Origin of the sequence: Kitasatospora gansuensis (assembly GCF_014203705.1) — a bacterium.
GTDB classification, from domain to species: domain Bacteria; phylum Actinomycetota; class Actinomycetes; order Streptomycetales; family Streptomycetaceae; genus Kitasatospora; species Kitasatospora gansuensis.
In genome coordinates this window covers 204501-223543 of record NZ_JACHJR010000001.1, presented here as the reverse complement: position 1 = coordinate 223543, position 19043 = coordinate 204501, and the positions used below count along the sequence as shown (strand labels likewise).

Here is a 19043-nt window from a genome sequence, read left to right as displayed (position 1 = left end):
CGGTCGGGCCGGGCGTCGCCTACCCTCGCACGAGTGGTGAGCGAGCGGATCATGAGCGGGGCGAGAACGGTGGTGGCCAGAGCGCTGCCCGGACCGTGGGGGCGGGCCGTCGTGCTCCGGGAGGGCCTGGCGGCGCTGCTGGTCGGCCTGGTGAGCGGCGGACTGGGCGCGGTCGGCCCGGCAGGTCCGGTGCCGTTCGCGGTGATCGGGCTCGGGGCGGCGGTGCTCTTCCTGCTCCGGCGCGGACTGCCCGGCCTGGCCCTGGTCGGCGCGGCGATCGGCGGCGGCACGCTGGGCAGCTGGCTGCCGCTCCTGATGATCACCAGCTGGTCGGCCGGCCGACGGATCACCCGGGCCCGCGACGCGGTGGCGGTCTTCCTGGGCTCCTTCGTCCTGATGACGGCCGTCTCGCTGCTCACCGACCTGGACGAGATGCCGCTGCCCGCCCTGCTCGGGGTCGGGGTCGGCGGCTTCCTGCTGCTGGCCGTGCTGCCCGCCGTGTTCGGCCGCTACCGGGCCCAGCGCCGGACCCTGCTGATCGCCCTGCAGGAGCGCAACGACCAGCTGCTGCGCGAGCGCGCCATGATCGCCCGGCAGGCCCGGCTGCGCGAACGCCACCGGATCGCCCAGGACATGCACGACAGCCTGGGCCACCAGCTGGCGCTGATCTCCGTGCACACCGGCGCGCTGGAGGTGGACCGCACCCTGACGGAGGGTCAGCGGGAGGCCGTCACGGTGCTCCGCCAGGCGGCCGTCGGCGCGATGCGCGAACTGCGCGGCGTGGTCGGCCTGCTCCGCGACGAGTCCACCGGCGACCCCCAGGAGGCGGGCGGCGTCGGCGAGATCGAACGGCTGACCGGCGCCTCCCGGGCGGCGGGCACCGAGGTCACCCTGACCCGGACCGGCGAGGTCAGGGAGCTCACCCCGGCCACCGGCCACGCCGCGTACCGGATCGTCCAGGAGGCGCTGACCAACGCGCACAAGCACGCCCCGGGCGCGCCGATCGGCGTCGCGCTGCGGTACGAACCCGACGCCCTGCTGGTCGAGGTGGTCAACGGCGCGGGCACCCCGACGACCGCCGCTGCCGTCAGCGGCGGCCAGGGCCTGACCGGCCTGCGCGAGCGCACCCGGCTGCTCGGCGGGATGCTGCACGCCGGTCCGGCCCCCGACGGCGGCTACCGGCTGGCCGGCGTCCTCCCGTACGACGGTTCGGGCAGCCCGGTCACCGACGACGACCCCGACCTGCCCGCCGCCCCCGCCGAGCGGCTGCCCAAGCGGCGGCCGGCGCTCGGCTGCGCGGTGGTGGTGGCGGGCGTGCTGCTCAGCGTGCTCGGCCTGCTGCTCTGGGGCGGCGTCAAGTTCTTCGAGTCGCTGGACCGGGCGACCCTGCCGGACACCCGGTTCGAGTCCTTCCGGATCGGTCAGGCCGAGACCGAGATCCGCGACCAGCTGCCGCCCGGGAGCAACCTCATGACGAGCAGTTACCGCGACGCGGGCCCGGCGGCCCCGGCCGGGACGGCCTGCGCCTGGTTCATGTCCGACCACCAGCCGGACCAGCTCGCCAGCACCAAGGTGTCCCGGCTGTGCTTCCGCGACGGGGTGCTGGTGGAGAAGGTGCACTACCGTGCGGACGACTGACAGCTGCGGTGGCAGCACCGAACCGGACGGAGGCAGGTGCACGTGATCCGAGTCCTCGTCGCCGACGACGAGCCGCTGATCAGGGCGGGCATCAGGATGATCCTGACCAGCGCCGAGGACATCGACGTGGTCGCCGAGGCGGCCGACGGGCGGCAGGCCCTCGAGCTGGCCAGGGAGCACGCGGTCGACGTGGTGCTGCTGGACATCCAGATGCCGGTGCTGGACGGCCTGAGCGCGCTGGCCGAACTGCCGCGCTACGCACCGGGTGCCAAGGCCCTGGTGCTGACCACCTTCGGCGAGCGGGAGAACGTCCTACGGGCCGTCACCTCCGGCGGCGCGGGCTTCCTGCTCAAGGACACCGCCCCGGCCGAACTGATCCTGGCCGTCCGGGCCGCCGCCGGAGGACACGCCTTCCTCTCCCCGGCGGCCACCCGGCACATCGTGGACAGCCTGGCCGCCACCCCGGCGGCCGGCGCCCGGGCCGAGGCCGCCCGGCGCAGGCTGGCCGCCCTCTCCCCGCGCGAGCGCGAGGTGCTCGACCTGCTCGGCGAGGGGCTCTCCAACGCCGACGCGGGCAGCAGGCTGCACATGAGCGAGGCCACGGTGAAGACGTACGTCAGCCGGATCCTGGCCAAGCTGCAGTGCGAGAACCGGGTGCAGGCCGCGCTGTTGGCCCGGGACGCGCTCTCCTAGCTCCTGCCAGGGGTCAGGCCAGGACGCGGGTGTCGTCGGCGTCCTGGGAGATGTAGGCGTCGGCGTAGCGCTGGGTGTCGTGGTCGACCCAGTCCTGGTAGCCACGCATCCAGTTCTGGAGGCCGGTGATGAAGCCGCGCATCTGGTCGGTGGCATGCGGTTCGATGGCGCGGGCGAGCGTGTGGAAGGCGGCGATCTCGGCTCGGACGCGGTCGGCGACGAGGTCGACGCTCTGTTGGAGGGTGAGGCCCTGACGGGTGTAGAGGATCACCATGTTGAGGTACTGGCCCGGTTGGTTCATCTCGATCCGGACGCTCTGGATGTCGTTCGACCAGCAGATGACGTTGTTGGTGTGCAGGCAGAGCCGTTGGGTGAGCGGGTCGTTGTACTCGGCGGCGGTGAGGGGGCCGGTGTTGGCGGCGTCCAGTAGGGCGAGACAGGGATAGGTGCCGCTGGTGTGGCGGCGGATCGTCTCGTACTGCGGCATGCCGACCGGTGCGGCCTGGAGGTGGTTGAGGATCTGCAGTCCGGCGGTCGAGGCCCACATCCGCATGCCGTGCGCGAAGCGTTGGAAGTGCTCGTGCGAGAGGTGTCGGCGCAGGCGAGTGCAGAGGTCGAGCCAGGCGTCCTCGCCGAAGACGGGGTCGGGGCCTGCCCGATGGTGGTCCAGGACGTCGATCATGGCGGTCAGGTTGGGCAGGGTGCGCTCGGTGACGGTCTGCACCCGGTCGACGAACAGGTCGTCGACGATGAAGAACCAGGTGAAGTAGTCGGCCGCGGTCTGTAGGAACTCCCGGTCGGCCTGCGGGTAGCAGCGGGCCGCGAGCCAGCCGTACCGGGTGCGGGCCAGCCGGGCGGCCGAAGTGCCGAGCCCGGTCGGGCCGACGGGCCGCCAGCCGAAGGGGGCATTGCCGCCCTCGCCGTACCGGGGACGGATGTCCGTGGTCATGGGTCTCCTCCTCGCTCGGTGCTGCTCGGAGTCGAGCTACTCACAGCGCCAGGTTCGGGAGAGCCGAAGCGGCGGATGATCACCCGTACGGGGAAGTCACTGGGCGTCAGTTCCTGGGCGCCAGACGGCCGGTGAGAGGGTCGTCGGGGTGCTGGTGTCGTCGGTTCAGAGGACCGCCACGGGGGAGGAGGCGCCGGGGACGGTCAGCCGGGGTGTGCCGGTGCCGTCGGCGGGGACGGACCAGAGGTCGGTGCCGTGGCCGTCCGGGGTGGGCAGGGCGTAGCCGATCGTGTTGTCGTCGAGCCAGGCGGCCTGGTCGTCGACGCTGTGTGGTTCGGCGAGTGGGCGTTCGGTCATGGTGCGCAGGTCGAGGAGGTACAGGCGCCAGGGGGAGTCAGGGCCGTCGGTGACGCGCTTCTTGAAGGCGATCCGGGTGTTGTCGGGTGAGAGGGACGGACACTCGACGTTCTCCCGCAGGGCGGTGGCGGTCCAGGCCGCCAGGTCGCCCTGGACCAGGTAGGTGCGGCCCTTGGTGGCGACGGTCGCGTAGAAGCGGTTGTCGTCCGCGGCGAAGGTGACGCCCCAGTAGTTGACGTCGGGGGCGTGGTAGCGGGTGCCGTCGATGGTGAGCGGGATCTGTTCCATCGACTTGATCAGGTAGCCGGTGTTCAGGTTGAGGATCGAGGTGCGGGTGGAGAACGCCGAGGTGGCGTACGAGTCACCGGTGGCGAACATGGTCCAGGCGAGGATGCGGCCGGAGGCCGACACCCGGGCCCGGTTGGGGATGCCGGGGAGGGCGATCCGCTGGGTCTCCCGGAGTTGCCGGTCGAGCACGACGGCGTCGGCGGTGGCGGGCAGGCCGGGACGCCGCTGGAGGCAGAGCGCGGTGTCCCCGGCGGCGTGGAAGCGCTCGCAGGACGGGCCGCCGATGACGGGTGCGGTCGTCGGGTCAGCCTGGTACGCGACCCGGCCGGTGTCGCCGTCCCGGTAGTAGAGCCGGGGTCCGGCCAGGGTGAACGAAGCGTCGGCGGTGGTCTGTTGGGGTGCGGCCTGCTGCCGGGCCCGGAGTACGTAGCCGAGCGAGCCGCCGCCGAGCAGCAGCACGGCCAGCAGGACGACGGCCAGGCGGGCACGCGGGGAGAGGGCGTTCACGGGGTGGGCCTTTCCGGGTGCGAGGGATTCCTGAGCAGCGCCCAGCCACAGGTCAGGGCCACCGCGAGCAGGGTCAACGCCGCGTACAGGGCGGGGCGTTGGCCCCACAGCGTCCAGGCGGCGCCGAACCCGGCGGTGCCGAGCAGCCGGGTCAGGGCCTGGCCGGTCTGCAGCAGTGCCAGCCCGCCGGCCCGGCCGACCGCGGGCAGCACCGGCCCGGCCAGGGCCATCAGCACGCCGTCGGTGGCCGCGTAGAAGACGCCGAGCAGGACCAGGACCAGGACGACCGCCGCCGGGGTCAGCGGGGTGAGCAGCACCACGTACCCGCCGAGCAGGGCCAAGTGCCCGCACAGGAACGGCAGTCGGCGTCCGAAGCGGTCGGCGATCCGGCCCGCCGGGATGGCCAGCAGCAGGTAGCTCGCGGCCACCCCGAGCGGCAGCAGCGGGAACCAGCCGGGTGCCAGGTCGAGCCCGCGTTGCAGGAGCAGGAAGACGAAGGAGTCGCCGATGGTGGCGGCGCCGAGCAGGGCGGCGACGGCCAGGATGCGGCGGAAGGCGGGGTCACGGAGCGGGGCAAGTGCCTTGGTGCGTACGGGAGTCGGCCGGGAGACCGCCGACAGGGAGACCGTCGGCAGGGCCGGTCCGCCGGGGACGTACAGCAGCAGGACCAGCACGCCCAGCAGCCCGATGCAGAAGCTGACCACGAAGACCGCGTCGTACGCGTCTGCGGTGGCCCAGAGCACGGTGAACGCGACGAGTGGGCCGAGCAGGGCACCGGTGGTGTCCATGGCGCGGTGCACCCCGAACGAGCGGCCGAGGGTCTCCGGTGGGCCGCTGAGCGAGATCAGCGCGTCGCGCGGGGCGGTCCTGATGCCCTTGCCGACCCGGTCGGCGGCGAGTGCGGTGGCCAGGCCGGCCGTCGCGCCGCCCGCGAGCAGCAGGCCGAGCCGGGAGCAGGCGGAGAGCAGGTAGCCGATCCCGGCGATCCGCTTGTGCCGGCCGCCCCGGTCGGCGGCGTGGCCGCCGATCAGCCGGACGACGGCCGAGGCGGCGTTGAACAGGCCGTCCAGGAAGCCGAACTGGAGCGGCGAGAGCCCCAGGCCGAGCACCAGGTAGAGCGGCAGGACGGCGGTCACCATCTCGGAGGAGACGTCGGTGACCAGGCTGACCGTGCCGAGCGCGAGGACGGTCGCGGGGATCCGGCGCCCCGCCCCGCCGCCGGTGGGCGGCGGGGCGGGGGCGTCGTCCCGGCGGCCGGTGGTCGCCAGGTACGTCATCAGTGGCAGCTGTACTTCGGGCTGGTGTCCTTGACCTGGCCGTCGGTGCCGACGTAGGTCCAGCCGTAGCCGGAGTCGGTGAAGTCCAGCTTCAGCACGCCGTACTGGCCGCTGATCCGCTTCTGGCTGTTCGGCTGGACAGTCTCGATCGCGTACGGCTCGGCGCCGCCCATCCCGCCGACGATCTCGACGATGCCGGACGAGGTGGCCTTGCCGTCCGGGTCCTGCGGGGCGAACCGCTCGTAGTGGTGGTCGTGCCCGTTCAGGATCAGGTCGGCCTTGGCGGCGTACAGGATCTTCCAGACCGGCTTGGAGACCGGGTCGTTGCCGTGCCCGCCGGAGGAGTACAGCGGGTGGTGCCAGTAGGCCGCGATGCAGGACTTGGCGTTCTTCGCGAGGTCGGCCTTGAGCCAGTCGATCTGGGCGGTCTGGTCGAAGGAGTTGGAGTCGAGGGCGATGAAGTGCCAGTTGCCCTCGTCGAAGCTGTAGTAGCTCTTGCCCTGCGGGTAGGCGATCGCGCCGAAGTACTCCTTGTACCCCGCCAGCGAGCCCGCCGGGTCGTAGGTCTCGTGGTTGCCGGGGACCGGGTGGGTCTTGGCCTTGAAGGCGCCCCAGCTCTTGTCGTAGTAGGCCCGGTAGTCCGAGATCCGGGCGTCGTCGTACTGGTTGTCACCCATCGTCAGATAGAACTTCGGGTTGAGCTGCTGGGCGAGCGCGGCCGTCTTCGGGTGGGCGCAGGCGCTGTCCGAGGCGGTGCACTGGGCGGCGATGTCGCCGGCCGCGACGACCGTGAAGGCACCGGTCGGCGTGGTCGGGGTGGTGGTCGGGGTCGGCGTGGGCGTCGGGGTGGTGGTGCCGCCGAAGTTGCCGTACACCTCGACGCCGTACAGCGAGTAGCCGTACGAGGTGCCCCGGGCGGTGCCGTAGACGCGCAGGTAGCGGCCCTTGCCGCTGAGGCCGGTCCAGTCGTCGGTGCCGCCGTTGCCGGCGGTCTCGTTGGCGAGTCTGGTCCAGGTCGTGCCGTCGTCGGAGACCTCGACGCGGTACGTCTTGGCGTACGCGGCCTCCCAGTTGAGGCTGACCCGGGTGACGTTGGCGGAGGCGCCGAGGTCGACCCGGATCCACTGCGGGTCCTTGCCCTCGACGCTGGCCCAGCGGGTGGCCGGGTTGCCGTCGAAGGCGTTCTGGGCCCCGTACGAGGAACCCTCGACGGAGGAGGCGGTGGCGGGCTTGCCGGTGGATATGACGGTGTCGACGGCGGCTCCGGCCCGGTCGGGGGCGACCAGCAACAGGCCGCCGACCAGCAGGAGTACGGCGGCGAGGACGATGCCGACGGTGCCGGGGCGGGTTGCTCCGGTCAGTCGATGGGACGGTTGAGGGTGCAGGCGCATGTCTGAACTCCCTGGCCTGGGAAGGGGCGAGAGCTGGGCACCAAAGCGGACCCGCCCCCGGTGAGGGCGGTGTTCCAGCGGCCGGGTCAGAGCTCTCGCTGAGCGCGTCACGCCCCGAGGTCAGGGCACCGCGCCGAGCCGCCGCCGTGAATGCTAGCGGTTAGGAAAGTTTCCTACCAGTGCTCGGGCGGCCCTGATTCCGGGCCTGTTCCGGGGTCGGGCGTCGCCGGAATCAGTGCCACTGGGAGGACGTGCCGCTGCCGCCGAGGGCCCAGACCAGCAGCAGGATCAGCCCCGCGACCAGCAGCACCATCAGCACGCAGCCGGATATCCCGACCAGCCGGGATGCTCTCTTCTCGCTCACCCGCCCATCTCAGCCGGGTGGTCAACGAACAGTCAAGTATCCGCTCTGGTACGAACGTTCAGCGCTCGGCGGCCACCCGGGCGAGCGCCGACTCGGCCCGGTCGAGCTCGTCGGTCAACGCGGCCCGCAGGGTCGGCAGCAGGGCCAGCGCGGCCCTGGCCGCCTCCGGCGGGGCGTCCGGGTCGGCCCGGACGGCGGCGACCGCCGCCGCCGTCGGCATCGGGGTGAGCGCGGTCTCCCAGGCGGACCGGTGCTCGGCGGTGGCGTAACGGGAGGTCAGGAACTCGATCGGGGTGAGCGCCAGACCCTCCGCCGGACCGTCCGCCGGGCCGTCCGACGGCTCGTCCGCCCGGTTCGGCTCGGCCAGCCGGTGCGACGGCAGCAGCCAGGCGATCCCGTCCCGGGCGATCAGCTCGAAGGCCCGGTTCTCGTCCGGGGCCGCCGAGCTGCCGAGGGTGGCGGCCGCCAGCAGCCGGGTGAGCATCCGCTCCTCCCGGTGGTCGGCGGTGCGTTCCGGGTACGGCCGGTCGCCGATCATCTGCTCCAGGTGGTACCGCTGGCCCCAGTTGCCCACCCAGCGGTGCAGCGCGCCTGCCCTGGTCTCCCGGATCGCCGCCAGCGCCAGCGCCCTGGTGGTCAGGTCGCGCCGGGCCAGCACGGCCGCGTTCTCCGGCCCGTCCTGGGTCAGCGCGGACCGCACGTCGGCCACCGCGGGCCCGTCGTACCAGCGGAGCGTCCAGCTCTGCCGGGCCGGGTCGAACAACGGCTCGACGCTGACGCGGTGCTGGGTGCCGAGCCGCTCGGCGAGCCGGCGCAGACGCGCCTCACGTGAGGTAGGGGGCATGACCGCACCCTAGTGCGGCGTCCGGCAAGGTCTGCCCCGGCACGCCCGGCGGCTCACCCGTCCTGCCGCACGTCGGTCAGGCGCACGCCCGTCAGGCGCAGCGCCGCTCCCCGAAGTTGATCCGCTGGAGCTCCAGGGCGCCCGGCCGGGAGAGCACCACGGTGCTCGCGCAGCCGTCCACCGGGCCCGCCGAGGCCGCCAGGCCGGCGTGCAGCCGGGCGGTGGCCCACCGGTGTCTGGCGAAGGCGTACGCGGAGACCCGGCGGCCCCGGGCCCGCTGGCCCTGCTTGGCCTGCAGCGGGCTGCTGTCCAGCACGATCAGGTGCAGCCGCCGGCCCTGCCGGGCGGCGGTCCTGGACAGCCAGTCGCGCACCCAGGGCAGTGTGCCGCAGTCGTGCACCACCAGCGGACCGCCCGTCAGCAGCGCCCGGCGCAGCCGCCGGTAGTGCCGCAGGCGCACCAGCGGCCGGTACAGCGCGTACGGCAGCCAGCCCGGCAGCCGGGCGGCCCAGTGCTCGCGGCTCTGCTGGGAGTCGATCACCGGCGCCTTGGCACAGCGCCGCATCAGGGTGCTCTTGCCGCTGCCGGGCAGCCCGGAGACCACCACCAGGTCGTCGGCCGGATACTGGAGCGCGGCGGGGGTGGGCCCGGGGCGGAGGTCGTGCAGCCCGTGCGGCCGCAGTGGTTCGAGCCCCCTCGGTGTGCGTGACCCCCGGGGTTGGCCCGGCACCCGAGGTCCGGCCGGAGCCGTCCGGACGGGGCCCGGACTGACGGTCTCGTGCACTGCCCCTCCTTCACGATCCCGAAGACCTGCCCTGATCGGGCAAGCCTTCACCAAGAAAGAGTAATGGGCGGGGCCGACGGCGGACCGGTCGGCGGACGACTGGCGCCCGTCCGCAGCGGCATCGGGACCCGGCTGTGACGTTGCGGGTGAGACCGTAGCCGCACTGTTGCCGTTTCCTTACGGTGCGAATGATCTTGGCTGGCCGGTTCGTGGCATTCTGGTCGGTCTCTGACGGGCAGACAGTGGGCGGGGTAGGGGGCGGTGCGGATGAGGTTCTGCTTTCTGGTGGAGGAGCAGTACCGGAACGACGGCATACCGGTGGACGTGGTCCGGCAGCTGGCGGACTGGGGCCACCGGGTGGACGTGCTGCGCCCGGGCGGTTCGCTGCTCGATCTCGGCCGGCTGGTGCGGGCGGGCAGCCACGACGCGTGGGTGCTGAAGACGGTCTCCGGCGGACCGGGGCTCGGCCTGCTGGAGGCCGCCGCGGCGGCCGGGCTGACCACGGTGAACGACGCCCGGTCGATCCGGTGCGTACGGGACAAAGCGAGCGCGGCGGTCCGGGCGGCCGGTCTGGGCCTGCCGGTCCCCGAGACCTGGGCGGCGGCCCGGCTGGCCGACCTGGCCCAGATACCCGCCGACCGGTACCCGCTGGTGGTGAAGCCGGCCGAGGGCAGTCAGGGGCGGTCCGTGCACCGGGTCGACGATCCCGGGCAACTGGTGCTGGCCGCCGGTGAGTTCGCCGGCGAAGGAATGCTGATCGCGCAGCCCTGGGTGCAGAACTCCGGCATCGACCTCAAGGTCTACTGCGTGGACGGCGAGCTGTTCGGCACCGAGCGGACCTCACCGCTGGTGCCGGGCAAGCGGAAGGAGCGGGCGGTGCCGCTCAGCGCCGAGGTGGCCGCGATCGCCGCCGAGGTCGGCGCGGTCTACGGGCTCGACCTGTACGGCGTGGACGTCGTGCTCGGTCCGGACGGGCCGATCGTGGTGGACGTGAACGACTTCCCGAGCTTCCGTCAGGTGCCGGACGCCGTCCCCCGGGTGGCCCGGGCGATCATCAACCTGGCCAGAAGGGGCGCGACGACCCCGGCGCCGGTCCTGCCGGTGCCCCGGGTGGAGCTTGACCCGGTCGGCGGGGGCGTGCGGTGAGGGTCGGGGTGATCGCCCGCGACCCCCGGCACCCGCTGCTGACCGCGACGGCGGCGCTGCTCACGGCGGCCGGGCACTGGGTGGAGTTCGCCGCCCCGGACCCGGCCGACCCGGCCGACGTCTACCTGCTCAAGGCCCGCACGCCGACCGCGCTGGCGCTGGCCAGGCGGCTGGAGGCGGCGGGCGCGGTGGTGCTCAACTCGGCGGCCGCCACCGAGCGTTGCCAGGACCGGGCGCTGATGGCCGAGCTGGCCCTGGCGGCCGGACTGCCGTTCGCCCCGTCGCTGTCGCCCAACGCGCTGCGCTACCCGCTGGTGGTGAAGAGCCGGCACAGCCGCAAGGACGACCTGGTCGCCAAGGTGCTGGACCCGGCCGGGCTGGCCGAGTTGCGCCGGCGGTGGCCGGACGAGCCGCTGGTGCACCAGGAGTTCGCCCCGGGCGACGGCTGGGACCGCAAGCTCTGGGTGGTCGGCCGCCAGGTCTTCGGCGAACTCCGCCGCTCCGAACTGGCGGCCGGCTCCGGCAGCGAGAGCTGGACCGTGCCGCTGGAGCTGGCCGAACTGGCGCTCTGGGTGGGCGAGGTGTTCGCCCTGGACGTCTACGGGGTGGACGTCCTGGAGACCGACGGCACCCCGCTGGTGGTGGACGTGAACGCCTTCCCGGGCATCCGCGGCCAGCAGGGCGCCCCCGAGGCGGTGGTCCGGCTGGTGCAGCGTCAACTGCCGAGCCCCGCCCGGGAGGGGGCCCGATGGCTACGCGGGACCGGCGGCTGGGGGAGCTGACCGGTCGGGCCGGGCCGGGTCCTCGGTGACGGTGAGTCGGGTGACGGCGGTGCGGCCGTCGCGGAAGAAGCGGCCGAACCGGGCGCGGGCGGCCAGCATGGCCAGCGCGCCGGTGGCGATCGAGCCGACGCCGAGCAGGAAGACCCCGCCGACGCCGTGGAAGGAGGTGCTGCCGTACCCGGGGTCGTACATGTCGACGGCGCTGCGGACGAACGCGGCCAGCATCAACAGCCCGCCCAGCAGCGGGAGTAGGCCGCGCAGCAGCAGGTCGCGCGCGGAGCCGCGGAGCCGACCGCGGAAGTACCAGACGCAGGCGAGCGCGGTGACGCCGTAGTAACAGGCGATCAGCAGGCCGATGCAGAGGATCGCCTCGCCGAGGAAAGCGCCCGGCAGCAGGGTGAGCAGCACCAGCAGGACGGCGGTGGCGGCGCCGAAGAAGACCGTCCCGAAGCCGGGGGTGCGTCGGCGCGGGTGGATCCGGGCGAACGCCGCCGGCAGCGCGCCGTGCGCACTCATCGACAGCGCGCCCCGGGAGCTGCCCACCAGGCTGGTGAGCAGGGCGGAGACGGCCGAGACGCAGACCGCGAGCTGCATCACCTTGGCGAGCGCGGTGCCGAGTACCGGCGGGGCGAGGGTCGCCAGCACGTCGCCCGCGCTGTCCGGGTTGCCGAGGCCGGTGCCGGTGTCGCCCGTCCCGGCGTAGCCGATCGCGGCGAAGGCGGTGAACAGGTAGGTGCCGAGCAGGATCAGGGTGGAGAGCACGGCGGCCTTGCCGGAGACCCGGCTGCCGTCCCTGGTCTCCTCGTTGGCGGTGATCAGCGCGTCCCAGCCCCAGTAGATGAACAGGCAGAGCAGGACCGCCTCGGCGAAGGAGCCGAAGTCGGCGAAGCCCAGCGGATCGAGCCAGGCCAGCGACGGCGCCTCGGCGCCGGGCCGGGCGAAGGCGGCCACGCCGAAGCCGAGCAGCGCGAACAGCTGGAGGCCGAGCAGGACGTACTGGACCGAGGCGGCGAGCTGGAGGCCCCGGTGGGCTATCGCGGTGGCGCCGGCCAGCAGCAGGACGGCGGTGGCCGCGACCGCCGCCTCCGAGTCGGCCAGGCCGGTCAGGCCGAGCAGGTTCAGCAGGTACGTGGCGCCGACCTGGGCGAGCGCGGTCATCGCGATCAGGGTGGCGGTCTGCGGCACCCAGCCGCCCGCGAGCCAGCCGGTCGAGGGGCCGAAGGCGCGGGTGGTCCAGACGAAGGTGGTGCCGCAGTCCGGCAGCTCCCGGTTGAGCTCGCGGAAGGCGAAGGCGGTGAGCAGGATCGGGACGAAGCCGAGCAGCAGCGCGGCCGGGGCCAGCTGACCGACCGTCAGGGTCACCAGGCCCAGGGTCACGGCGATGCTGTACGCGGGGGCGACCGAGGACAGGCCGAGGGCGACCGCGGCCGCCAGTCCCACCGAGCCGCCGCGCAGGCCCTTGTCGGTGGTGCGGGCGGGCGGTGGGCTCGTTCTGCCCTCGACGTCGGTGGGGTTCGTCGTCATGGCGCGCTCCTCGGGGGTTGGCCGCTTGTTAAACGTGGATTTAAGAGGAGCGGGACGCCATGGTCAAGTGCTGGAGCTGTATCGTTAAATATGAAAAAAAAGCCCGCCCGGTCCATGCCCATGGGGGCGGACCGGACGGGCGTTGGGGGCGGGTCACCAGGCCGGGACGACCTGTTCGCCGGTGTCGGTGCGGTGGATGGTGATGGCCTCGACCGGGCAGAGCTCGGCCGCGTCGGTGAGCTGGCCGAGGTGCACCGGGGTCGGGGCCAGCAGTTCGGCGCGGCCGTCCGGGCCGAGGGTCAGGTCGGCGGGGGCGGTGGCGGCGCAGGCGCCCGTGCCGACGCAGCGGGTGCGGTCGACCCGGCTCTCCAGCGGGGCGCTCACCAGGTGACCGGCAGGGTGAGCGGGCTGCGGGTGAGCAGGCCCTCGCGCCACTCGATCTGCTCGACGGGGTGGGCGATCCGGAGGTCCGGCAGCCGCGCGGCCAGGCTGTGCAGGCCGGACTCCAGCTCCATCCGGGCCAGCCAGGCGCCGAGGCAGTGGTGCGGCCCGGCGCCGAAGGTCAGGGTGGCCGCCCCGACCGGGGCGAACAGGTCGGCCCACTCGCCCTCGGCCGGCACCGGGTGGACCGCCGGGTCGTGGTTGGCCGCGAAGGTGTCGGCGGCGACCACCGCACCGGCCGGGATGGTGACCCCGCCGATCTCCAGCTCCTCGGTGGCGCGCCGGAGCATCCCGGGCAGCGCCACCCGGTCGCCCAACGGGATGGTGCGCAGCAGCTGTTCGGTGGCGGTGCCGGCCTCGTCCAGGGAGGCGCCGATCCGGGCCCAGGCCGCCCGGTCCTCGGTGAGCAGGAAGACCAGCGCGTTGCCGAGCGTGGTCATGGTGGTCTCGTGCCCGGCGACCACCAGGCCGAGCACCAGCTTGGTGAGCTGCATCTCGGTCACGCCGTCGGTCTCGGCGGCGGCCTGGACCAGGCTGCTGACCAGGTCGTCGCCGGGGTTCTTGCGCCGCTCCAGCACCAGGTCGAAGGAGAACGCGCCGAACTCGGCCATCGCCTGCTGGATCTCCTCGGCGGTGTACGCCGTGGTGGAGAGCGCGTGGTCGCTCCAGTCGCCGAGCTTGTGCAGGTCGAGCCCGTCCAGCCCCATCAGCCGGCTGATCACGGCGACCGGCAGCCGCCGGGTGTAGCCGGCCACCACGTCGGCCGGGGCCGGCTGGGCCACCAGCTCGTCGATCAGCTCGTCGACGACCGTGGAGACCCACGGGCGCCAGCGCTCGATCGCCCGTGGGGTGAAGGCGCGTTGGACGGTGCGGCGGAGCTTCTGGTGCTCCACGCCGTCGATGTTGAGCAGGCCGTCCGGGTCGTCCAGCAGGTTGGGGACGACCGAGAGAGCGGGCGCGTCCGGCGCGTAGAGCGAGGCCCGGTCCAGGCGCGGGTCGGTGAGCGCCTGCCGGACGTCGGCGTGCCGGGTGAGCAGCCAGGCCGGGGTGCCGGTGGGGAGTTCGGTGAGCCGAGGCGGACCCGGTTCGGCCTGGCGCAGGCAGTGCAGGGGGACGAGGGGAGCGGTGGTCATGACGGCTTCTTCCTCTGCTGGTGGTGCCGAGGGATACGGGGCCGGGGGACGGGGCGGAACTCGACGGAGCGAGTCCGGGCCACCACCGACCGTAAGCCCCCGGTGTCGCGCCCGACAGGGCGCGAACCGGCCAAGCGGGCGCGCCATTCGGTCACCGGGCGCCCCCGCCGTCACCACCGACGGTGTGTCAGACCCCGTCCTCCGCCGGAAGCCGGCCCGCCTTGACGGCCGCGACCAGTTCGGCGTGGTCGGCCTCGGTCCGGTCCGCGTACGCCACCGCGAAGGCGGCGATCGCCTCGTCCAGCGCCTCGTTCTTGCCGCAGTAGCCGGAGACCACGGCCGCGTCCACGGTGTGCGCGTGCGCCCTGGCCAGCAGCGCGCCGGTCAGCCGGCCGTAGTCGTCGAGCTGTCCCGACTGCAGCGCGGCCGGGTCGACGCTGCCCTTGCGGTTACGGAACTGCCGTACCTGGTACGGGAGTCCGTCCACCGTGGTCCAGCCCATCAAGGTGTCGCTGACCACCTGCATGCGCTTCTGCCCGAGCACCACCCGCTGGCCCTCGTGCGCGACCACCTCGGTCACCCCGTACCCCGCCCTGGCCAGATGCGGCAGCAGCACCGAGGGCCGGGCCTCCTTGACCTGGAGCACCAGCGCCTCGCCGCGCTGGTCGAGCAGCAGCACCACGTACGAGCGGGTGCCGACGCTGCCGGTGCCGACCACCCGGAAGGCCACGTCCTGGACGCTGTACCGGGACAGCAGCGGGTGCAGCTCGACCGGGACGGTGGCCAGGTAGCCGGTCAGCGCGGCGGCCACCGAGGAGGCGGTGCGGTCGTCGACCTCGCTGAGCACCGGCGGGGCCGGGACGAAGCGGTGCCGGCCCTCCGGGTCCTCGACGGTGGCCTTGGCGGCGAACCGGGCGCTGGTGTTCTTGAGTGCCTTGGCGGCCACCCCGCCGATCACGTCCCGGAGTTCGTGCGCGTCGGTGACGGTGACCAGCTGCTCGTCGGCGATCGCGTTCCAGGCCTCTATCGCGGGCAGCGCGGACAGCACCCGCATGGTCCGGCGGTAGGAGCCGACCGTGTCGTACGCGGCGCTGCGGCACTCGTCCTCGCTCGCGCCGGACTGACGGCCCGCCAGCACCAGGCTGGCGGCCAGCCGCTTGAGGTCCCACTCCCAGGGGCCCGGCACGGTCTCGTCGAAGTCGTTGATGTCCATCACCAGCCGGCCCCTGGCGTCGCCGTAGAGACCGAAGTTGGCGGCGTGCGCGTCCCCGCAGAGCTGGGCGGTCAGGCCACTGGTCGGCCCGGTGCCCAGGTCGTGGGCCATCAGCCCGGCCGAGCCGCGCAGGAAGGCGAACGGCGAGGCGGCCATCCGGCCGGTGCGGATCGGCGCCAGGTGCGCCAGCCGTCCGACGTTGGCGGACTCCACCGAACCGACCACGTCCGGCCGGTCGGCGGGCAGCTCCAGCCTGTTGTGCGACTCGCGCGGCGTCTTCTCCCGCAGCCGCTTGCCACGCCGTCTCGCCCCACCCTGCGGCGGCCATGCCGCGAACCCGTCGACCTCGAACTCCCGCACTGCGACCCCTCCCGTACCTGATTGACGGGAGGTACGGTACCGCGCGCGGGGCCCGGTGAGCAGGCACGTAGCATTCCGGTATGGCCCATGATCTCGACGCCCTCGGTGACTCCTTCCACGACTTCTGGCGGGAGCGGCACCTGGCCACCTTCACCACGCTGCGCCCGGACGGCACCCCGCACGTCGCCCCGGTCGGGGTGAGCTACGACCCGGAGACCCGGATCGCCCGGGTGATCAGCAGCGGCAGCAGCCGCAAGGCGCTCAACGTGCTGGCCGCAGGCGAGGCCGGGCTGCGGGTGGCGGTCTGTCAGGTGGACCGGGCCCGCTGGTGCACGCTGGAGGGCACCGCGGTGGTGCGGTCCGAGCCCGAAGCGGTCGCCGAGGCCGAGCGCCGGTACACCGAGCGGTACCAGACGCCGCGGGTGAACCCGGCCCGGGTGGCGATCGAGATCACCGTGGACCGGGTGCTCGGCCGGTTCTGAGCGATTCCCGGCCAGAGTGAACAGCGGGACGTTTATCGGCTGTTGAGCCGGGCGGGGCAGCATCGGCGGAGTCGAAGACACGGACCGTCAGATTGCGAAGCCCTCACCGTGAACGAGCAGGACACCGCCAACTTCCAACGGCTGCTGGACCGGCTGGCCGGCTACTTCGAGGCGGACCACGCGACGGTCCGGAGCGGTGACCCGCTCCGGACCGAACAGGCGTTGCCGGAGCGTCAGTTGACCGCGACGGCGGACCAGGCCGCGGCGACCGCGGCGTACTCGGCGCTGCCGGCCCCGTAGAGGTCGGTGGCGGCCTTGAGGGTGGCGGTGCGGGCACCCGCGTAGTTGGTGCTCGAGGTCATGTAGACCGTCAGCGCGCGGTACCAGATCTTGCCCAGCTTGTCCCGGCCGATGCCGGTGACCGCCGAGCCATCGCAGGTCGGGCTGTCGTACGGGACGCCGTTGACCACCCGGGCGCCGCTGCCCTCGGCGAGCAGGAAGGCGAAGTGGTTGGCCACGCCGGAGGAGTAGTGCACGTCCAGGCCGCCGACGCTGGAGCTCCAGCAGTCCGCGGACTTGGTGTCCTTGGACGGCTTGTCCATGAAGCGCAGCGCCTCCTTGCCGAAGCCGGGCTTCACGATCTCCTCGCCGATCAGGTAGTCACCGGGGTCGCCGCCGTTGGCCGCGTACCACTCGACCAGGGTGCCGAAGATGTCCGAGGTGGCCTCGTTCAAGCCGCCGGACTCGCCGGAGTAGGTGAGCTTGGCGGTGCGCGAGGTGACGCCGTGCGACATCTCGTGCCCGGCCACGTCCAGCGAGACCAGCGGGCCGAAGACGTTGCCGTCCCCGTCGCCGTAGGTCATGCAGAAGCAACTGTCCTGCCAGAAGGCGTTGTTGTAGTTGCTGCCGTAGTGCACCCGGTTGTACGCGCCCTTGCCGTCGCCGGCGATGCCGTTGCGGCCGTGCACGTTCTTGTAGTAGTCCCAGGTGACGTTGGTGCCGTACTGGGCGTCGACCGCCGCGGTGGCGCGGTCGGCGTTGGTGCCGGTGCCCCAGTGGTTGTCGGCGTCGGTGAACAGGGTCGCGGGCGCCCGGCTGAAGCAGATGGTGCCGAAGCACAGGTCGGTCTTGTTGGCCGCGTCACCGGTGTAGGTGTTGCCCCGGGTCGGGTCCTTCAGCTGGTAGGTGGAGCCGGAGAGCGTCGACTCCAGTGGCACGGTGCCGCCGTAGAGCGACTGCCCGTCGCCGGTCGCGGTCTCGATCGCGTCCCAGGCGTCGATCTGCGCCCCGGTCCGGGCGTCCACCAGCACGGTGCGGGCGACCGGGTTGCCCAGCGAGTCCTGCCCGCTCGCGGTGGTCTGCCAGGCCAGCCGGGGTGCGCCGTGCAGCGCGTCGATTACCAACTGCGGTGCGGCTTCGGCCTTCTGGACGGCCTTGCCCTCCGCCTTGGCCGAGCGGTTCAGCTCGCCGACGGCCAGCCGGCCGGCGCTGTCGGCGGAGACCGCGGGCGTGGTGGAGGCGACGGTTATCGAGCCCGCCACGGCGCGGTCGGTGGACTTGGCCGCGCCACCGGGCGCCAGATGTTCGATCAGGTCGCCGCCCAGTACGGGCAGTCCCGCGTAGGTGCGGTCGTACCGGACGTGCCGGCTGCCGTCCTGGTCGGTCACCACGTCCCGGACGGTCCGGGCCTCCGAACGGGAGGCCGAGGCGGCGCCGTCCGGGGTGACGGCGGGGGCGGCGGCGGTGGTCAACGCGCCGGCGGCCAGGGCGACCACGGTGGCGACTGCGGCGGTTCGCATGCGGATGTGCATCGTGCTCCTCGGATCTCGGGGGCGCCGGACGGACGGAGCCATGGGTCGGCTCGGTCCCCGGGCGGGATGCGATGAGACAGACTGCGAACCGGCAGCGAACCGTCGAGCGCACGCGTGAGGGGGAGGCGCTGTACGTGTGAGGACTGGAAGGGGCGGACGCTGCCGGGACGCCAGTTCTACATGTACCGGTCATCCCGTGTCCAGAGTGCGGACTCCTACCGCCCGCCCCGCCCGCCCCTTCAGCGACCGTCAGGCCGTCGGGGAGGCGTCCTCGAACGCCTCCTGAATGCTCGTCCAGAGCCGGACCCGGCCGGCCAGCGCGGTGCGCACGGTCTCCGCGCACTCGTCCCACTTCCGCTGGTCGTCGCCGCACAGGTCGATCAGCATCTGCATCGCCATCGGCGTGTGCAGCTCGCCGTCCACCTCGATGTGCCGGGCCAGGTAGTCCTTGAAGACGGTGAGCACGCCGTCCGGGTCCTCGATCCGGATCACCTGCTCGAACATCTCCGGGATCAGGTCCTCACGCCCGAAGGCGAAGGCCGCCGCCCGGCAGTGCACCGGCGCGCTCTCGATGATGTCCCAGGTGACGGAGGTGAAGTCGGCCGCCGCCGAGGGCACCTGAGCCAGCTTCAGTGCCTCCGGCACCGCCGTGCCCCGGCCCAGCAGCTCCAGGAACGCCGCCATCGGAGCGGTGTCGGCGCCCGCCTGGCGCATGCCGTCCAGGTACAGCTCGAAGTGGCTGATGAAGCCCTCGCCGAGCTCGTCGCTCTCCTCCACCAGCACGATCTCGTTGATCAGTCTGCGGCTCGCGGTCGGGCCGGTCGGCAGCCACGGCACGTCCACGCTGGTCAGCTCGCGCTGCAGGCTCTTCAGCAGCGACATGAAGTCCCAGACCGCGAAGACGTGCCGCGCCAGGAAGGTGCGGACCCGGGCCTGGCTGTTCAGCTCGGCGTAGATCGCGTGGTCCACCACCTGGCGGCGGAGCGGCTCGATCGCGGCCTGCAGGCCGGACAGGCCCGGGTGCGTACGGTCCCAGCTGTAACGGTTGTTGGACATCTC

Annotated in this window: 19 protein-coding genes; 6 read left to right on the top strand and 13 right to left on the bottom strand. The window is 73.0% G+C overall.

The window, feature by feature from the left end; genetic code table 11:
• The first annotated feature begins 51 nt into the window (after positions 1–51).
• A complete protein-coding gene (locus F4556_RS01115) occupies positions 52–1638 on the top strand; it encodes a sensor histidine kinase (RefSeq protein WP_184910816.1) in 1587 nt (528 codons plus the stop codon).
• A 42-nt stretch (positions 1639–1680) separates the two neighbouring features.
• Positions 1681–2331 (top strand): response regulator transcription factor, encoded by a 651-nt coding sequence (locus F4556_RS01110; RefSeq protein WP_184910814.1) that lies wholly within the window; start codon positions 1681–1683, stop codon positions 2329–2331.
• 13 nt (positions 2332–2344) lie between these two features.
• Here F4556_RS01110 and F4556_RS01105 read toward each other — a convergent pair whose 3' ends face one another.
• From F4556_RS01105 to F4556_RS01080, 7 genes are all read right to left on the bottom strand, one after another.
• Positions 2345–3280 (bottom strand): terpene synthase family protein, encoded by a 936-nt coding sequence (locus F4556_RS01105; protein WP_184910812.1) that lies wholly within the window; start codon positions 3278–3280, stop codon positions 2345–2347.
• A 165-nt stretch (positions 3281–3445) separates the two neighbouring features.
• Positions 3446–4432, bottom strand: coding sequence for a TolB-like translocation protein (locus F4556_RS01100; RefSeq protein ID WP_184910810.1), 987 nt, complete (start codon positions 4430–4432; stop codon positions 3446–3448).
• Positions 4429–5709 carry an MFS transporter gene (locus tag F4556_RS01095; protein ID WP_184910808.1) on the bottom strand — a complete coding sequence of 427 codons (1281 nt, stop codon included), beginning with the start codon at positions 5707–5709 and terminating at the stop codon, positions 4429–4431. Before F4556_RS01095 ends, F4556_RS01100 begins: the two co-directional genes overlap by 4 nt.
• Positions 5709–7100, bottom strand: coding sequence for a discoidin domain-containing protein (locus F4556_RS01090; RefSeq protein WP_184910806.1), 1392 nt, complete (start codon positions 7098–7100; stop codon positions 5709–5711). The genes F4556_RS01095 and F4556_RS01090 overlap by 1 nt, the downstream gene beginning before the upstream one ends.
• A 232-nt stretch (positions 7101–7332) precedes the next feature.
• Positions 7333–7464 (bottom strand): hypothetical protein, encoded by a 132-nt coding sequence (locus tag F4556_RS38910; RefSeq protein ID WP_281403624.1) that lies wholly within the window; start codon positions 7462–7464, stop codon positions 7333–7335.
• A gap of 58 nt (positions 7465–7522) precedes the next feature.
• On the bottom strand, positions 7523–8308 hold the full coding sequence (locus tag F4556_RS01085; protein WP_184910804.1) for a hypothetical protein: 786 nt from the start codon (positions 8306–8308) through the stop codon (positions 7523–7525).
• A gap of 91 nt (positions 8309–8399) precedes the next feature.
• Entirely contained in the window at positions 8400–9092 is a 693-nt protein-coding gene (locus F4556_RS01080) for an AAA family ATPase (RefSeq protein WP_376775641.1), read from the bottom strand.
• 267 nt (positions 9093–9359) lie between these two features.
• Here F4556_RS01080 and F4556_RS01075 point away from each other — a divergent pair, with 267 nt between their 5' ends.
• Both F4556_RS01075 and F4556_RS01070 read left to right on the top strand, forming a co-directional pair.
• A complete protein-coding gene (locus F4556_RS01075; RefSeq protein WP_184910802.1) occupies positions 9360–10238 on the top strand; it encodes an ATP-grasp domain-containing protein in 879 nt (292 codons plus the stop codon).
• Positions 10235–11020: an ATP-grasp domain-containing protein gene (locus F4556_RS01070; protein ID WP_184910800.1), complete on the top strand. Its 786-nt coding sequence runs from the start codon at positions 10235–10237 to the stop codon at positions 11018–11020. Before F4556_RS01075 ends, F4556_RS01070 begins: the two co-directional genes overlap by 4 nt.
• Here F4556_RS01070 and F4556_RS01065 read toward each other — a convergent pair.
• The 4 genes from F4556_RS01065 to F4556_RS01050 all read right to left on the bottom strand — a co-directional run bounded on the left by F4556_RS01065 (position 10991) and on the right by F4556_RS01050 (position 15691).
• On the bottom strand, positions 10991–12544 hold the full coding sequence (locus tag F4556_RS01065; protein WP_184910798.1) for an APC family permease: 1554 nt from the start codon (positions 12542–12544) through the stop codon (positions 10991–10993). The two genes, F4556_RS01070 and F4556_RS01065, sit on opposite strands and share 30 nt — an antisense overlap.
• Before the next feature lie 153 nt (positions 12545–12697).
• Entirely contained in the window at positions 12698–12928 is a 231-nt protein-coding gene (locus F4556_RS01060) for a ferredoxin (protein ID WP_313068096.1), read from the bottom strand.
• Positions 12925–14118 carry a cytochrome P450 gene (locus F4556_RS01055; protein WP_184910796.1) on the bottom strand — a complete coding sequence of 398 codons (1194 nt, stop codon included), beginning with the start codon at positions 14116–14118 and terminating at the stop codon, positions 12925–12927. The genes F4556_RS01060 and F4556_RS01055 overlap by 4 nt, the downstream gene beginning before the upstream one ends.
• 187 nt (positions 14119–14305) lie before the next feature.
• A complete protein-coding gene (locus F4556_RS01050; protein WP_313068095.1) occupies positions 14306–15691 on the bottom strand; it encodes a DUF2252 domain-containing protein in 1386 nt (461 codons plus the stop codon).
• Between the two features lie 80 nt (positions 15692–15771).
• Here F4556_RS01050 and F4556_RS01045 point away from each other — a divergent pair, with 80 nt between their 5' ends.
• Both F4556_RS01045 and F4556_RS01040 read left to right on the top strand, forming a co-directional pair.
• Positions 15772–16173, top strand: a complete 402-nt coding sequence (locus F4556_RS01045) for a TIGR03618 family F420-dependent PPOX class oxidoreductase (RefSeq protein ID WP_184910794.1) — start codon at positions 15772–15774, stop codon at positions 16171–16173.
• Positions 16174–16281: 108 nt separating this feature from the next.
• Positions 16282–16473: a hypothetical protein gene (locus F4556_RS01040; protein ID WP_184910792.1), complete on the top strand. Its 192-nt coding sequence runs from the start codon at positions 16282–16284 to the stop codon at positions 16471–16473.
• Here F4556_RS01040 and F4556_RS01035 read toward each other — a convergent pair.
• On the bottom strand, positions 16407–17972 hold the full coding sequence (locus F4556_RS01035) for a M4 family metallopeptidase (protein ID WP_246510939.1): 1566 nt from the start codon (positions 17970–17972) through the stop codon (positions 16407–16409). The genes F4556_RS01040 and F4556_RS01035 overlap by 67 nt on opposite strands.
• A 261-nt stretch (positions 17973–18233) precedes the next feature.
• The gene (locus F4556_RS01030) at positions 18234–19040 is read right to left on the bottom strand and encodes a DUF3050 domain-containing protein (RefSeq protein WP_184910788.1); all 807 of its coding nucleotides are present in this window, start codon (positions 19038–19040) and stop codon (positions 18234–18236) included.
• Positions 19041–19043 lie beyond the last annotated feature (3 nt).

What these genes read in the sequence shown, in the direction of transcription:
- F4556_RS01035 (WP_246510939.1), bottom strand. Translation starts at nt 17,972, where the DNA reads ATGCGAACCGCCGCAGTCGCCACCGTGGTCGCCCTGGCCGCCGGCGCG.
- F4556_RS01090 (WP_184910806.1), bottom strand. Translation starts at nt 7,100, where the DNA reads ATGCGCCTGCACCCTCAACCGTCCCATCGACTGACCGGAGCAACCCGC.
- F4556_RS01030 (WP_184910788.1), bottom strand. Translation starts at nt 19,040, where the DNA reads ATGTCCAACAACCGTTACAGCTGGGACCGTACGCACCCGGGCCTGTCC.
- F4556_RS01115 (WP_184910816.1), top strand. Translation starts at nt 52, where the DNA reads ATGAGCGGGGCGAGAACGGTGGTGGCCAGAGCGCTGCCCGGACCGTGG.
- F4556_RS01075 (WP_184910802.1), top strand. Translation starts at nt 9,360, where the DNA reads ATGAGGTTCTGCTTTCTGGTGGAGGAGCAGTACCGGAACGACGGCATA.
- F4556_RS01065 (WP_184910798.1), bottom strand. Translation starts at nt 12,544, where the DNA reads ATGACGACGAACCCCACCGACGTCGAGGGCAGAACGAGCCCACCGCCC.
- F4556_RS01095 (WP_184910808.1), bottom strand. Translation starts at nt 5,709, where the DNA reads ATGACGTACCTGGCGACCACCGGCCGCCGGGACGACGCCCCCGCCCCG.
- F4556_RS01055 (WP_184910796.1), bottom strand. Translation starts at nt 14,118, where the DNA reads ATGACCACCGCTCCCCTCGTCCCCCTGCACTGCCTGCGCCAGGCCGAA.
- F4556_RS01105 (WP_184910812.1), bottom strand. Translation starts at nt 3,280, where the DNA reads ATGACCACGGACATCCGTCCCCGGTACGGCGAGGGCGGCAATGCCCCC.
- F4556_RS01045 (WP_184910794.1), top strand. Translation starts at nt 15,772, where the DNA reads ATGGCCCATGATCTCGACGCCCTCGGTGACTCCTTCCACGACTTCTGG.
- F4556_RS01085 (WP_184910804.1), bottom strand. Translation starts at nt 8,308, where the DNA reads ATGCCCCCTACCTCACGTGAGGCGCGTCTGCGCCGGCTCGCCGAGCGG.